The sequence below is a fragment of the Spongiimicrobium salis genome, assembly GCF_043678055.1.
GTDB classification, from domain to species: Bacteria; Bacteroidota; Bacteroidia; order Flavobacteriales; family Flavobacteriaceae; genus Spongiimicrobium; species Spongiimicrobium salis.
On the sequence record NZ_JBHEQA010000001.1, the window covers coordinates 754,868 to 770,508 of the forward strand.

The following is a 15,641-nucleotide window of genomic DNA, read 5'->3' on the forward strand; positions in this document are numbered from 1 at the left end:
ATTTTAACGCGAATAATACTAATTAACTGACAAAAAACTATTGAAATTATGAAAAAAATCTACTTTTTGGCCTTATTTGCTTTTCTTATAGGGCCAAGCTTACATGCCCAAAATATGGATGGCATTGTGCAAAACTACTTTAATAGTAGTACCCAAAAATCCAGCCTTAGTGCAAAAGATCTTTCCGAGTGGCAGATTACTGATGTTGTCCCATCCCTGAACCCTCAAATTCAACATGTTTACGTACAGCAATTCCATAAGGGTATCCCTATTGATAATGGAAGATATAAGCTAACCGTGAAAAAAGGACAGGTAAGCTGGGAAATCAATCAATTTATTAATGAGCTTGAAACCAAGGCCAGTACGGCTAAGGCCTCAATCACTCCAGAAAATGCTATTATGAGCGTTGTCAATGCACATCAATTGCAAGCTCCCGCAAATCTCAGTGCATCTTCCAAAAGCATCAATAGCTTAGAATATGCCAATTCAGGCATCACCCGAGAACCTATTAAAGTAGATAGAGTATACCTATATCAGGATGATACGCTTTATTTGACTTGGAAGGTGAATCTGTATCAAGCAGATGGACAGCACTGGTGGGTGGCCAATGTAGACGCTGCAACCGGAAAAATATTACGTACCGAAGATTGGGTCATCCAGTGTAACTTTGACGATCCCAACGGTGAAGCCCACGATCATTCCCATGCCAATGGAGAGGCACATCCTCAGGGTGCGGCAGATTTCCCCTTTGATATTCCGGCCCCCGCTCTTGTCGGCGGAGGATCTTACAATGTATTTCCTTTGGGAGTAGAAAGCCCAATCCATGGAAATAGAACTATCGTAACCGATCCTGCAGATGCCACGGCATCTCCGTTTGGATGGCACGATACCAATGGTGCCGCCGGAGCTGAATTTACCACAACGCGTGGAAATAATGTTCTTGCCCAAGACGATATCAATGGAAATAATGGATCCGGGGCCAGACCTGATGGTGGTACCAGTTTAAATTTTGACTTCCCCTTGAATCTCAATGTAGCTCCTGTACAATCCTTGGACGCTGCCACAACCAATTTATTTTATTGGAACAATATAATGCACGATCTCTGGTACCAATATGGATTCAATGAAGCCAGTGGAAACTTTCAAGAAAACAATTACGGTAGAGGAGGTATAGGAAGTGATTCTGTAAATGCCGATGCCCAAGATGGAAGTGGCACCAACAATGCTAACTTTGCCACCCCGCCAGATGGAAGTAACCCAAGAATGCAGATGTTCCTTTTCAATGGAAATCCACAAATTGATGGGGATTATGACAATGTGGTTATTGCCCATGAATATGGCCATGGAATATCTACCCGTTTGGTAGGAGGTCCTGGAACAAATGCTTTAGGAGGTTCCGAACAAATGGGTGAAGGTTGGTCCGATTGGTTTGGATTGATGATGACCATTGAACCCGGAGATACTGGAGCTACACCGAGAGGCGTTGGTTCGTATGTAGTAGGACAAGGCCCCAATGGAGGCGGAATACGCCCTACACATTATTCTACAGATACAGCTGTAAACGGAACAGATTATGGCGATATTTCTGGTCTTTCCGTCCCTCATGGCGTTGGTTATGGTTTTGCCACCATTCTTTGGGATATGACCTGGGCATTGATCGATTTGGAAGGTTATGATGCCGATCTTTACAATGGTACGGGAGGTAACAATATTGCAATGGCCTTGGTCATTGAAGGTCTTAAAAATACCGCTAACAATCCAGGGTATGTTTCAGGTAGGGATGGAATTCTTCAGGCCGATCAGGATTTATATGGTGGACAATACAATTGTTTAATTTGGACTGCCTTCTCTGCGAGAGGTGTGGGACTTAATGCTGTTGAAAACTCCAATGGAGGAACCAATACCAATTCCGATCAAATCGTTTCCTTTGTCAATGGATGTAATACCGGAGGCGGTGGAGACCCAACTTGTAATGCCACGGTATCTGCACTACCCTATAACGAAGGTTTTGAAAATACCTTAGGGGATTGGTCTCAAGAAGCGACCGATGACTTTGATTGGGCTTTGCGTACTGGAGGAACACCTTCCAACGGCACTGGACCAAGTGGTGCATTTGAAGGAACTCACTATGTGTACGTAGAAGCTTCTGATCCAAATTTTGGTGGAAGAACGACTATCCTTAATTCTCCTTGTTTTGATCTTTCGGGAGCGGCCAGTCCTCAAGCTTCCTTTCATTATCAAATGACCGGAAACGCAGTGGGAACCATCCGTCTTGAAGCACGATTGGATTCGGAAACCACATGGACCGAAATTTGGACGCAGTCTGGAGATCAAGGTGCCAATTGGATCGAAGCCACTGTAGATCTTGCTGCTTATGCTGGTAATACGGTACAATTGCGCTACCGTGCCACCACAGGGAATTCCTGGCAAGGTGATATCGCTATCGATGCTTTTGGAATTACTGCTACTACTGCAGATACCCAAGCGCCGAGCGATCCTACAAACTTAGAATCTACAGCAGTTACCGATACCACAATCGATCTTTCGTGGACGGCATCAACAGATAATGTAGGTGTTACTGCCTATGATGTTTTTGAAGGAACCAATAATCTTGGTGAAGTCACCGGAACAACAGCGCAGATTACCGGGCTTACCGCCGGAACTGCATATTCGTTCAGAGTACAGGCCAAAGATGCTGCAGGTAATGTTTCCGGGTTTAGCAACACTTTGGATGTTTCTACCTCGGGAGGTAGCACTTCAGGTTGCGCTGGAGGAGTAAGTAGTTTGCCTTATGGAGAGAGTTTTGAGGCAAGTCTTGGTCTTTGGACCCAAGCAGCCGGGGATGACCTTAATTGGACGAGAGACTCCGGAGGTACGCCTTCCAATGGTACAGGACCTTCTTCAGGATCCGACGGTTCTTTCTACGTTTATGTAGAAGCCTCTGGAAATGGTACAGGATTCCCCAATAGACGGGCCATCCTAAATTCTCCTTGTTTTGATCTTAGTTCGCAAACAATCGCATCCTTTATCTTTGATTATCATATGTTCGGGTCCGCAGACGGCGGAAGTGTCAATCTAGAAGTGAGTCAAGATGATGGTGCCAGTTGGACCAGCATTTGGAACCAAACTGGAAATCAAGGAAATCAATGGAATACCGTTAATATTGACCTTACACCCTATGTTGGAGGATCCATACAATTACGCTTTAACCGTATCACCGGAGGTACATGGCAGTCTGATGTTGCCATAGACAATACCCGTTTGGTGGCAGGTGACGGTAACGATCCAAATCCACCTTCCAATTATTGCGCGGCAAACGCCAACAACAATTCGGAAGAATACATTCAACGTGTTCAAATTGGTACCATAGACAATACCTCTGCCGGAGGAGCCGGGGGATATGAAGATTTCACCAATATCTCCACAGATCTTAGTGCCAGCAATACCATTACGATAACACCACGTTGGACAGGTTCTGTTTTCGCGGAAGGGTACGGAGTTTTTGTGGATTGGAATAGAGATGGAGACTTTGAAGATGCTGGAGAAACTGTATATACTAGAGCAGCCTCAACCACCACTCCCATTACAGGCTCTTTTGATATCCCTGCCGGTGCAGCACAAGGCCAAACTCGTATGCGTGTTATTATGCGATATAATACGATTCCATCTCCTTGTGGCGCATTTGACTTTGGGGAAGTGGAAGACTATATCGTGAATGTGACTAATTCCGTAACTTCCGGTTTTGCGGAAACCACAACTTCTTCATCTATTGGCAATGAATTCATACAAGAAGATGATGCCCTAACATTATCCTTGTTCCCCAATCCTGTAGATCAAGGCCTCCTCAACATTGCTGTTCGTGGAGAAACACCTACCAGTTATACCATATATAATATCATTGGTCAGGCTGTAAAATCTGGAAAATTCACCAGAACAATGGATGTTTCCAACCTTGAAACAGGTATGTATATGATTACCTTGGATATGGGAGGGACCCTAATGCAAAAACGATTTGTAAAAAAGTAGATGGGAATTTTAGTACCAGAAACACTATACCATTCTAACCTTAACAAAAACCCGATGCCTTTGAGCATCGGGTTTTATTTTCTCGCCGTGAACCGCAAAGGGACTGTCTTGGGTTTCATGGAAATTAATGGGTTGATTTCCACGGCTTCCATCGGTGTTGAAATACTATAGGATTTCACCACTTCTGCAATGGCCATGACCATTTCATACATCGCAAAATTGTTTCCCACACACATTCTAGGGCCAGCCCCAAAAGGATAATAATAATCCGAGTACACTTTTTTATCTTCCACCGCAAAACGTTCCGGTCGAAATTCCAATGGGGTTTCCCAAAAATCCGGACTCCTATGCAACTCATAGATCGACATCAAAATCATGGTGTCTTCCGGGAAAAGCATGGCTTTAAACCGGTCATTCGCAATGGTGACCCTATCAATGATATAGGCAGGCGGATATAAACGCATGGCTTCCTCAATACACTGCTTTATGTAGGGGAGTTGCATGATATTTGTCATAAGATCATGATTTCCTAAATTTACGCTACTAGCTTCTTGATAGGCTTTTTGTTGTATCTCTGGATGTTTTGCTAACAAGTACAGGGTGAAACTCAAGGTGTTTGCGGTGGTTTCATGTCCTGCCGCAAAAAGAATCAGTACTTCATCGATCAGTTGCTTTCTAGACATTGCCGTACCGTCTTCATATCGAGCCTTTAAGAGCATATCCAATAGATCATCTTTATCTTCTCCTAAAACAATACGTTCTTCAATAATGGCATTGAGCAAAGTTCGTGCATCTTCCGCCAATCTCAAATGTCTTTTAATTTTCCCGCTTATATGGAACCACCAATTGAGATAAGGCTGTCTCATTTCCTTGATCAACATCTGCTGATTGGTTTCAGTCATATATTTTAACCGCGCCATTCGCTTTCGGATATCAGCCCTGCTAAAAAGGGACTTCGCCACGACCTGAAACGCCAAATCCCCCATTAGGGGAAAAATATCCTGAACCTTTTCCGTTTGAATAGATTGGAGTTCAAAACGAATGGCCTCGTGCATAATTTCCATAAGCCCTAACAATTTCTTCTTATGAAAGGCCGGCTGAATCATTCGTCTATGCGTACGCCAATGCTCTCCATTGGACGTTAAGATGCCATGGCCTATGTATTTTGCCAAGTCCCTGGTTTGTAATGCGGATTTATGGTAGTGTTTATGCTGTTTTTGAAGCACATGTTTGATCAGTTCCGGATCTCTGGTAAATACCACTGAAGTTTGACTACCCACCTTCACTTTAAACGTATTTCCGTGCCTCTTAAAATTCTTATGGTGAAACGGTAAGGGGTTCTTTAAAATTTTCCTGCTGTTCAGTAGCACTTGTAGATTAGAAACAGTAGGAAGATGCTGCGTTTCAGTATCTTTTTTCGGAGCTTCTTGGCTTTCTTTCATAGTAGTGAGGCAGGCTTCAGAATAGGCCGCCTTGTACGGATCCTTTAATACGTCCCAAATGTTTATATGCCAACTCTGTTACTTCCCTACCTCTAGGGGTACGCATGATAAAGCCTTGTTGAATTAAAAAGGGTTCATAAACTTCTTCAATAGTCTCAGCACTTTCAGATACTGCCGTAGCTAAGGTTGTTATTCCCACCGGACCTCCCTTAAATTTATCAATAATAGTGCTTAAAATTTTATTGTCCATTTCATCCAATCCGTGGGCATCCACATTCAAGGCATTCAATCCAAATTTGGAAATCTCCATATCAATTTTTCCATTTCCCTTGATTTGGGCAAAATCCCGTACACGCCTCAAAAGGGCATTGCAGATTCTCGGAGTTCCCCTACTCCGCCCTGCAATCTCAATAGCTGCTTCATTGGTAATGGGAACATTTAAAATTTCGGCACTGCGCTGCACAATGGTAGACAGCAATTCCGTTGAATAGTATTGAAGACGACTTTGAATACCAAAACGGGCACGCATGGGAGCTGTCAACAATCCAGATCGGGTAGTAGCGCCAATTAAGGTAAAGGGATTTAAATTGATTTGTACGGACCTTGCATTGGGTCCGGTTTCAATCATAATATCAATTTTATAATCCTCCATGGCCGAATACAAGTATTCCTCCACGATAGGACTCAATCGATGTATTTCATCAATAAAAAGCACATCCCTTTCCGACAAATTGGTAAGCAGCCCTGCCAAGTCCCCGGGTTTATCCAAAACGGGCCCTGATGTAATTTTTATACCCACACCCAACTCATTGGCCAAAATATGGGCTAAAGTTGTTTTTCCTAGACCGGGAGGGCCATGAAACAAGGTATGATCCAAAGCTTCTCCCCTAAGGTTAGCCGCCTTTACAAAAACCTTCAAGTTTTCCAGCACCTGCTCTTGTCCAGTAAAATCATCAAAGGAAATAGGGCGCAAAGCTCTATCTATATCGAATTCCTGATCGGAAAAATTATTTGTAGTAGGATCTAAATGCTCATTCATATCCTAACAAAGATAGGGGAAAATAGCGTACTTTAGATAGCAAATCTATTTTGGATAATTGTTCGATATCTTCTCCCCTTTATAAAATTCCTTTTGCCTAGTTATCGAAGGTATTCTTAGAAAATATTGTAATTTCATAACATGAAAAAGACTGATTATTCTTCTGGCGTATTGCAATACATCCCCTTCTTTTACATTATTTGGTCCGACGATCTTCTTACGGTTTCGGAAACCGATGTGGTCAAAAGAGCTTTAGAACTGGATCAAGAATTGTCCTTGAAGGATCGGAAAACCCTTTCTGCTTGGCTCGACAAAAAACAACCTCCTTCAGATATCGAAATAAAACAGTGGAAACAGACCATTTCCAATGCTGGTGTAAAGTTGATCGCTGGGGATACCTATCCTTTGACCAGTTTTTCTCAAAGATTGGTCTGCAGTTATAAAGCGCAATGTCCCTTTAACGAGTATCTAAAGGAAATTGAGATCAATCTCGGGATACAACCCAATCATTACAGTCATCTATTTTCCGTAGAAGTTGTTGAGGAAATCACTTCCAATTATTATAAGGCTGCCCATATTGACAGCATTCTAAATGGTGAAAATGCAGTTGTTATAGATCGTTTTAGAACCCTAATGAAAGACGCTATGTTTCAATGGGGCATTCATAGGGATAAGGAAAGTTTTAGGAAAAAAGTATTGGATCAAGTAGCATTTTTGGCACAAAAAGGATATGGCGCATTGGCCTATCCCCAGGGATATGGCGGAACAGGGGATATGGAAGGCTATGCGCACATTTTTGAACATTTGATGTACCTCGATGGTAGTCTTGCCGTAAAATTTGGCGTCCAATTTGGTTTGTTTGGAGGAAGTATTCAAAAATTGGGCACAAAAAAACATCATGATCGCTATTTAGGCGATGCAGGTAAAGCAAAATTATTGGGGTGTTTTGCGATGACAGAAACCGGACATGGCTCTAATGTCAGAGGCATCAAAACCACGGCCACCTATGATTCCGAGACTGATACCATTGTGATTCATACCCCTGGAAAAAATGACAATAAAGAGTATATTGGAAATGCTTTGCACGCCACCATGGCCTCCGTCTTTGCGCAATTGATTGTCAATGGAAAAAATGAAGGTGTCCATGCCGTATTGGTTCCTATTCGCGACGAGAATCAGAAGCTTTCTCCCGGTGTGACTATAGAAGACAATGGTTATAAGTTAGGCCTCAACGGAGTTGACAATGGGAAAATTTGGTTTCACCAAGTTAGTGTCCCCAGGGAAAACCTATTGGACAAATATGGATCTATTGGGGATGATGGTACGTATTACTCCAGTATTTCCAAACCGAGCAAACGTTTTTTTACGATGTTGGGCACTTTGGTCGGCGGAAGGATTTGCGTGGCTAGAGCAGGTCTTGGAGGAGCAAAAATGGCATTGACGATTGCCGTAAAACACGCTTTGCAACGCCGGCAGTTCAATGATAGTATAAAAGTTCAAGAAGACCTCTTAATGGACTACCCTACCCATCAATTGCGTTTGACCCCTGGTATTGCCCAAGCATTTGTCTATCATATCACTCTAGATAAGATGATGGCCTTATATTGTGATGAAAGTACTCGCGACAAACGTAAAGTAGAAACCCAGGCCGCAGGTTTGAAGTCGGTCATTACTTGGTATGCCAATTCCACTATACAAGCTTGTAGGGAGGCCTGTGGAGGTAAAGGATATCTTTTGGAAAATAGATTTGGTGACCTTAAAAACGATGTGGACATCTTCACCACTTTTGAAGGTGATAACACGGTACTTCTTCAGTTAGCGGCAAAAGGAGTTTTATCCGATTTCAAAGCAGAATTTAATAGTGCTGGATTCACTTCTGTCCTAAAACTGTTGAGTTCCCAATTAAGTGATAAACTGGCAACGATCAATCCCATCTATTCCAACAAGGTGGATAAGGAACATTTATACAATCCTAAGTTTCACAAACACGCCTTTAATTACAGGACAAGGAGGTTAACCTACTCTTTAGCCTCCCGAATTCGCAGCTATATCAAAAAAGGAATTCCATCGTATCAGGCCTTTTTAAAGGTACAAACGCACTTACTGGCGCTGGGCAAAGCGTACAGTCATGAACTTGCCCTAGATACCTTCACAGCATTCACAACAACTATCACCGATGAAAAATATCGTCTGTTGTTTGAGAAGTTGGGTACCTTATATGCTCTTCACGAAATACGACAGGATGCCTCTTGGTATTTGGAACAGGGATATTTGAGTGGCACAAAATCAAAAGCCATTCGGCAACGGGTAGAGCGTCTTTGCACAGAATTACGCCCTCATATCGGGGTACTGGTTGATGGATTTGGCATTCCCGAACATTGTATTACGGCGCCTATTGCCCAATAAAAAAACGCAGTTGAAAAATTCCAACTGCGTTTCTAGCTTATCTTAAAAAAATCTTTATTGTTTTACAAGCCTGAGGATTTCCGTTTTCTGCGCTCCCTTTACTTGGACAAAATAAAATCCATTGGGATATGCCCCCATGTCTAACTCCTTTTCCGAATCGGAAGAAGTGGTTTCGTACAGTACACGGCCTGTCATATCGATCAAGCGTATTTGTTTCTTCCCTTGCATTCCTTGAATCGTTACCTTACTCATTGCAGGGTTTGGAAAAATAATCATTTCAGGGGATACCACTTCTGTATTGATCAAATTGGATTGCAAATTTGTACTTACAGAACAATCTGCACTATATAGCGTATGGGAGCTTTTAAACCACCCGGAATACCCTGCTGCTGCACTGGGGTTATCAACTTCCACACAATTCAATGAGGGGTTACCTTGTACATCCAATATTGTAATATTTTGATTATTCCCATTTCTAAGATTTAAGGATGTCAATCCATTTGAAAATAGACCTACCACCTGTAAATTTGGATTATTGGCCAAGTTTAGGCTACTCAACGAAACATTATTCCTTATATCCAAACTTTCTAAATTGGTATTGGAACTCAAATTTAAGGTACTCACATCGGTAACTACCAACCTTAAGGTCTTAAGATTGACATTTGGGGAAAGATCAAGATTTGCAATTCCAAGACAACTATCGCATTTTAAACTCTCCAAATTAATGAAAGCTTCCAATCCTGTTACATCTACTGGTTCGTCATCATCTGCATTGGGATCTTGATAGGCCATATATTTATCTAAATCCAAGTTAATTACGCTTTCTGCATCTGAACGGCAAATAGATTGGTTAACAATGCCATCCGAATCGGCTCCAATTTCAATAAGCACTTGCTCAAATTTTGCATCAGGAATAAAAATAGATTCACATTCCTTAAAATTGATGTTTCTAAAAAAACTTTCTTGTACTGTTGGGTTACTGTCTTTATCTGCAATAAAGGTTACATACGAAAAATTTCCAGTTACAAAATCCCCAACAGGAATCCGATAAGTTTTCCAACCATTGTTGACAGTCATATCTGCAGTAGTATAATCCCTATAGGTTTGGTTAGCCCAAGGTGCATTCTGCGTTCCTGCCAACTGGAATTGCGCTTGATTTGAATTGCTTCCAAAGCTATTATCATTGTCAACTCCTATCCCATGAATCTCTCCCAAACCTGTCACTTTAAATTCAAACTCCAGAATTGTGTTGGGCGTAATATTATAATTTAAATCTGCTCTTTTCCAAGAATTATCATAAAGTCTTAGGGTACTACCAGAATTCAAAACTTCATTAAAGCCATTATCATCTGCATAAGTTACTACTTCACGTTCAATAGCATTTATCAATATGCCCGTTGGTTCTTCCCTGAACGTAATATTTCTAAAAAAGCTTTCTTGCAAACTTGTATCGCCATTATCCTTATCCCCAAAGAAAACAATATGGGCAATATCTCCCGTGAGATAATCTCCCAATGGAATGGAATAGGACTTCCAGCCATCATTGGAATTCATATCGGTAGTATTGTAATTATTATAATCTTCATTATCCCAATTTACTCCTTGGGTACCCGCCAACTTAAAAAACTCTTCTGGCAAGCCAGTACCTGCAAAATCAATACTGGTATCGCTGTCAAACCCTATTCCATGTAGTTCTGCAAGGATATTTATCTTGAATTCAAATTCCACCACCGTATTCGGAGTGATGGTGTAATTCATATTGGCCTTTTTCCATGAATTTCCGGATAATTTCAAAGTCGTCCCATTCTCCAATACTTCAAAAGCCCCTTGATCCGGCCCTCCAGGATAAGAGGTGACTTCCTGATCTTCTCCATTGATCAATAGTCCAGATGGTTCTTCCCTAAATGTAATATTTCTAAAAAAGCTTTCTTGCAAACTTTTATCGCCATTGTCCTTATCTCCAAAAAAAACAATGTGGGCAATATCTCCCGTAAGATAATCTCCCAATGGAATGGAATAGGACTTCCAGCCATCATTGGAATTCATATCGGCAGTACTGTAATTGTTATAGTCTTCATTATCCCAGTTGACTCCTTGGGTACCCGCCAACTTAAAAAATTCTTCTGGCAATCCAGTGCCTGCAAAATCAATACTGGTATCGCTGTCAAACCCTATTCCATGTAGCTCTGCAAGGGTATTTATCTTGAATTCAAATTCCACCACTGTATTGGGAGTGATGGTGTAATTCATATCCGTCTTTTTCCATGAATTTCCAGATAATTTCAAGGTGGTCTTATTCTCCAATACTTCAAAAGCTCCTTGATCTGGCCCTCCAGGATAGGATGTGACTTCTAAATCTTCTCCGTTAACATTTAAATTGACCTGTTGTTTTTCCAAAATATCAAAATCTTTTGCCAGCCATGCCAAATAGATTTCTAGATCAGAATATCCCGCATTATTGACAACTTGATATGCTCCAAAATCCCAATGTATAGTAACTCCTGTTCCATCACCTGTAATGTTATGTTGGTTTTCGAAAATATCGGATATCCCATTGTTATTAGTATCGGCATCTGCCGTGCCGCCGGCAATAATAGGAAAAACACCTGTCTGAGCAACTACGCCAGTACCTGAATTAATATGATTAATAATTCGAATATCATGACTATCCCTAGGAAAAGCACCCGCATATAACAATAGGGTATCTTTTAGGCCTGCAGTTGGCTTAGGAACATACGAACTCCTGTACAAAGGTGTAGTTTTTACATATTGCGGATCTATGTTTGGCGCTATTTCTCTGCTATAAGGGCCTATGTCATTTCCGTTTACATAGAAATAAGAATTTTCAATAGTATTTGTTTCTCCATTTACCGGATTGGGTGCCGCTCTATTAAATGCATTTGAATTTCCTAAAGTGACTTGCGAACTGCCTTCATACACATTATTCTCTACGGTGACTTTAAGGCCATCAGTAGGTTGCGTTGCGAACCTAACCCCATAAATCAAATTATTGATCTGTTCAAAAGTCAAATCCAAATGGTCTACGGTATTCGCTCTTATATTTCTTTCGTTCGTTAAGGCATGTATCGTATTTAATACAGATACATTTTTAGATCTTTGAATCAAAAAACTTTTAATATTTTCTGATACTATGGAACGCTGAAAAGTAATATTTTCAGCATTTGCTATTGCCACATTTTCGTCTAAAGCCCAACTTATAGAACAATGATCTATAATGACATTGTTCACAGTAGTTTCGTTAAAACCCCGTATCTTGATTGCGTCCCTATTAGATTCGGTACTTGTAATACTGTCCTGTCTAAACCTTAGATTTCTAACAATAACATTGCTTGCACTGATACGTAACTCAGCTCCACGAATGAGTATTCCACCTCCAGGCGCCGTTTCCCCTGCTATAGTAACGTCCCCATTAGCCTCTTTAATATCCAAGTAATCGTTTCCTGTATGTATAATTGTTCCACCAACCGTGAAAACAATAATTCTTGGTCCTGTCTCTCGCAATGCCGCATCAAGGGAACCAGGCCCATTTGAATTCAAGTTGGTTACCTTAACTATCCTTCCACCGCGACCTCCTGTTGTATTTTCTCCAAATCCCTCCGCTGTAGGAAAGGCTTTTAAGTTGTCAAGAACAATCTGTTGACCGTTAAGTGCACTAGAAATTAAAGTAAATAAGATGAGTAGTAGTAGTGTAATTTGTTTCATTTGCTTTGGCTTTTGTTTCTAAAACCAAAGTAACGAAAATAATATCCATATATATAAAATAAACTATTAAATATAGGTTAAGAAATACTATTCTTACAGATAAATACTAATTAAGGGACACCTAAAGCTTTTTCTTGCTCAATACCGCGGTATCCAGGAATTCGGTAATGGTAATTTTTGGTGTGCCGTAGAGTTGTATTCTGGCGGATCCTTTTGCCGCGAGTTCAATTTCCTTATAGGCGTATATTCTTGACTTTGCCGTACCATTGATTTTTAAAGTGGCCATGGCCGCTTCGTATTTCTCTGCCTTCATATTGGCACTGCCCGTAGCGTCAACGGTCAATACATCAGTGGTGCCCTCTAAATTGAGGGTTGCACTTCGTTTGATATCTAAATTTGTACGCTCGGTTACCGCATAAATTCTAGTGTTGATCTTATCCGACAAATGCATTGATAGGGAATCTACATCGAGATTGAAATTCCCAGAGCTATTTCCTTCCATATTCACATCTATAAGCGCAGCATTTGCATTCAATTCCAGTTTGGCGTTTTCATAAGCGTTTATAAAGAGTTCATCGGCATCAATAGGTTGTTCTGCAACAATCTTCCCTTTCTTTATACTAATGCTTTGCAACTGATCATAGCGTACCGTGATATCCAATTTCTTCTTTCCGGTAATTTTGTAAAACGAACTAATGACCAAGGTCTCTCCCGACACCTTAAACTTAAGGACATCGATCAAATTATCATCAGCATTGATATCATAACCATTGGTTGCCCCTTTAACCAATCTAATTTCCAAGTCATCATTAAGCTCTATGGCATTAAAAGGAGGCAAATCTTCGCGGACTTCAATCACATTTTTGCTGCCTTTTATCTTTGGCTTACGTTGTGCCTGTATTTGAATACTGAATAAAACGAGTAAGAGAACGATACTATTTTTCACTTGGATAGATTTTTTGATTTATGAATATATGATTCTTCATTTTCTTTAAAAATACAAGGATCTCCTTTCTTTCCTTTATTATAAGAAACATAAAGTGCTTATAAGTCACTTAATTAATACAAAGAAAGTGATATTATAAAGGATATCACAAATTGTACCATAAAAAAACCCATCTTGTGAAGATGGGTTCTCTTTATATTTTAAGGTAATGTTTTAGTGATTGAGTTCTTCCTCATCCTCTTGTAAGGGGATATTTTGAGGAACAAAATCCTGCCCTGGAAGTATATACTCCCCGTTCTCCTGCGTCTTACTATAATCGTATGCCCAACGATATACATGTGGAATTTCACCAGGCCAGTTTCCATGAATGTGCTCTTGAGGAGCTGTCCATTCCAAAGTATTGGATTTCCATGGGTTTACAGGTCCTTTCTTTCCGTAGAAGATACTACTGATAAAATTGTATAGGAAGATAAGCTGCGCCAAACCGGCAATAAGGGCAAATACCGTAATCAATACATTCACATCTGTCAATTCATCGAACATAGGGAAAGCGGTATTTTCATAATAACGTCTTGGAACTCCTGCCATTCCCACAAAGTGCATAGGGAAGAATACTCCATAGGCGCAAATCGCGGTTATCCAAAAGTGAACATAGCCCAGATTTTTGTTCATCATCTTTCCTTCAAACATTTTAGGGAACCAGTGATAAACTCCGGCAAACAGACCATATAGTGCAGATATACCCATTACCAAATGGAAATGTGCTACCACAAAATAGGTATCGTGAACATTGATATCCAATGTACTATCTCCTAGAATAATTCCCGTAAGTCCACCCGAAATAAAGGTCGATACCAATCCTATCGAAAAGAGCATTCCAGGATTCAATTGCAGGTTTCCTTTCCAAAGGGTGGTAATATAGTTAAATGCCTTCACTGCCGATGGTATTGCGATCAACAAGGTGGTAAACGTAAATACAGAACCTAGGAACGGATTCATTCCCGAGATAAACATATGGTGTCCCCATACGATAGTAGATAAGAAAGCAATGGCCAAAATAGAGGCAACCATGGCTCTATATCCGAATATAGGTTTACGTGCATTGGTTGACATCACTTCTGAGGTAATCCCCAGAGCAGGCAGCAATACAATATATACTTCCGGATGTCCTAGGAACCAGAACAAGTGCTCATAAAGTACCGGAGAACCTCCTTGATAATGCAATACCTCGCCTTGAATAAAAATATCCGATAAGAAGAAAGAAGTTCCGAAGCTTCTATCCATGATCAATAATAAAGCTGCGGATAACAATACTGGGAAGGATATCACCCCAATAATTGCTGTTACGAAAAAGGCCCAAATGGTCAATGGCAATCTTGTCATTGACATTCCCTTGGTTCTAAGGTTGATTACCGTAACAATATAATTCAGGGATCCCAATAGCGAAGAGGCAATAAAAATAGCCATGGAAACCAGCCATAAAGTCATCCCCATTCCAGAACCTGACTGCGCCATGGGCAATGCACTAAGCGGAGGATAAATGGTCCAACCTGCTGATGCTGGGCCTGCCTCAACGAAGAGCGAAATAACCATGATAACACTGGACAAGAAGAATAGCCAGTAAGAAATCATATTCAAAAAGCCAGAAGCCATATCCCTCGCACCAATCTGCAATGGAATTAATAAATTACTGAAGGTACCACTTAATCCTGCGGTTAATACAAAGAATACCATAATGGTACCATGAATGGTCACCAATGCCAAATAAATATCTGCATCCATCACCCCATCTGGTGCCCATTTCCCTAAAAAGGTTTCAAAGATGGCGAAAGATTCTCCCGGCCAAGCCAACTGCATTCTGAACATTAATGACATAGCGATTCCAATGAATCCCATAATCAAACCAGTAATCAAATACTGCTTGGAAATCATCTTGTGATCCTGACTAAATATGTATTTAGTGACAAAGGTTTCTTTATGATGATGATGTCCGTGATCTTCTCCGTGTTCGTGTCCTGTTCCTGACATAACCCAGTATTTATTTTTAAATTAAATTTTC

At 40.8% G+C, this 15,641-nt stretch carries 7 protein-coding genes; 2 read left to right on the top strand and 5 right to left on the bottom strand.

Features of this window, described 5'->3' with window-relative positions:
- Positions 1-48 precede the first annotated feature (48 nt).
- Entirely contained in the window at positions 49-4,026 is a 3,978-nt protein-coding gene (locus ACEXOE_RS03470) for a M36 family metallopeptidase (RefSeq protein WP_394747333.1), read from the top strand.
- 74 nt (positions 4,027-4,100) lie between these two features.
- Here the strand turns inward: ACEXOE_RS03470 and ACEXOE_RS03475 are convergent, their stop codons facing one another.
- Both ACEXOE_RS03475 and ruvB read right to left on the bottom strand, forming a co-directional pair.
- Positions 4,101-5,468, bottom strand: coding sequence for a cytochrome P450 (locus tag ACEXOE_RS03475; RefSeq protein WP_394747334.1), 1,368 nt, complete (start codon positions 5,466-5,468; stop codon positions 4,101-4,103).
- A 16-nt stretch (positions 5,469-5,484) separates the two neighbouring features.
- Positions 5,485-6,507, bottom strand: coding sequence for a Holliday junction branch migration DNA helicase RuvB (gene ruvB / locus ACEXOE_RS03480; protein WP_394747335.1), 1,023 nt, complete (start codon positions 6,505-6,507; stop codon positions 5,485-5,487).
- Between the two features lie 141 nt (positions 6,508-6,648).
- Here ruvB and ACEXOE_RS03485 point away from each other — a divergent pair, with 141 nt between their 5' ends.
- Positions 6,649-8,913 (top strand): acyl-CoA dehydrogenase family protein, encoded by a 2,265-nt coding sequence (locus ACEXOE_RS03485; protein ID WP_394747336.1) that lies wholly within the window; start codon positions 6,649-6,651, stop codon positions 8,911-8,913.
- A gap of 54 nt (positions 8,914-8,967) precedes the next feature.
- Here ACEXOE_RS03485 and ACEXOE_RS03490 read toward each other — a convergent pair whose 3' ends face one another.
- The 3 genes from ACEXOE_RS03490 to ACEXOE_RS03500 all read right to left on the bottom strand — a co-directional run bounded on the left by ACEXOE_RS03490 (position 8,968) and on the right by ACEXOE_RS03500 (position 15,610).
- A complete protein-coding gene (locus ACEXOE_RS03490; RefSeq protein ID WP_394747337.1) occupies positions 8,968-12,636 on the bottom strand; it encodes a T9SS type A sorting domain-containing protein in 3,669 nt (1,222 codons plus the stop codon).
- A gap of 121 nt (positions 12,637-12,757) precedes the next feature.
- Positions 12,758-13,582 (bottom strand): GIN domain-containing protein, encoded by an 825-nt coding sequence (locus tag ACEXOE_RS03495; protein WP_394747338.1) that lies wholly within the window; start codon positions 13,580-13,582, stop codon positions 12,758-12,760.
- A 213-nt stretch (positions 13,583-13,795) separates the two neighbouring features.
- Positions 13,796-15,610 carry a cytochrome c oxidase subunit I gene (locus ACEXOE_RS03500; RefSeq protein WP_394747339.1) on the bottom strand — a complete coding sequence of 605 codons (1,815 nt, stop codon included), beginning with the start codon at positions 15,608-15,610 and terminating at the stop codon, positions 13,796-13,798.
- Positions 15,611-15,641: the final 31 nt, after the last annotated feature.

What these genes read in the sequence shown, in the direction of transcription:
- ACEXOE_RS03470 (WP_394747333.1), top strand. Translation starts at nt 49, where the DNA reads ATGAAAAAAATCTACTTTTTGGCCTTATTTGCTTTTCTTATAGGGCCA.
- ACEXOE_RS03475 (WP_394747334.1), bottom strand. Translation starts at nt 5,468, where the DNA reads ATGAAAGAAAGCCAAGAAGCTCCGAAAAAAGATACTGAAACGCAGCAT.
- ruvB (WP_394747335.1), bottom strand. Translation starts at nt 6,507, where the DNA reads ATGAATGAGCATTTAGATCCTACTACAAATAATTTTTCCGATCAGGAA.
- ACEXOE_RS03485 (WP_394747336.1), top strand. Translation starts at nt 6,649, where the DNA reads ATGAAAAAGACTGATTATTCTTCTGGCGTATTGCAATACATCCCCTTC.
- ACEXOE_RS03490 (WP_394747337.1), bottom strand. Translation starts at nt 12,636, where the DNA reads ATGAAACAAATTACACTACTACTACTCATCTTATTTACTTTAATTTCT.
- ACEXOE_RS03500 (WP_394747339.1), bottom strand. Translation starts at nt 15,610, where the DNA reads ATGTCAGGAACAGGACACGAACACGGAGAAGATCACGGACATCATCAT.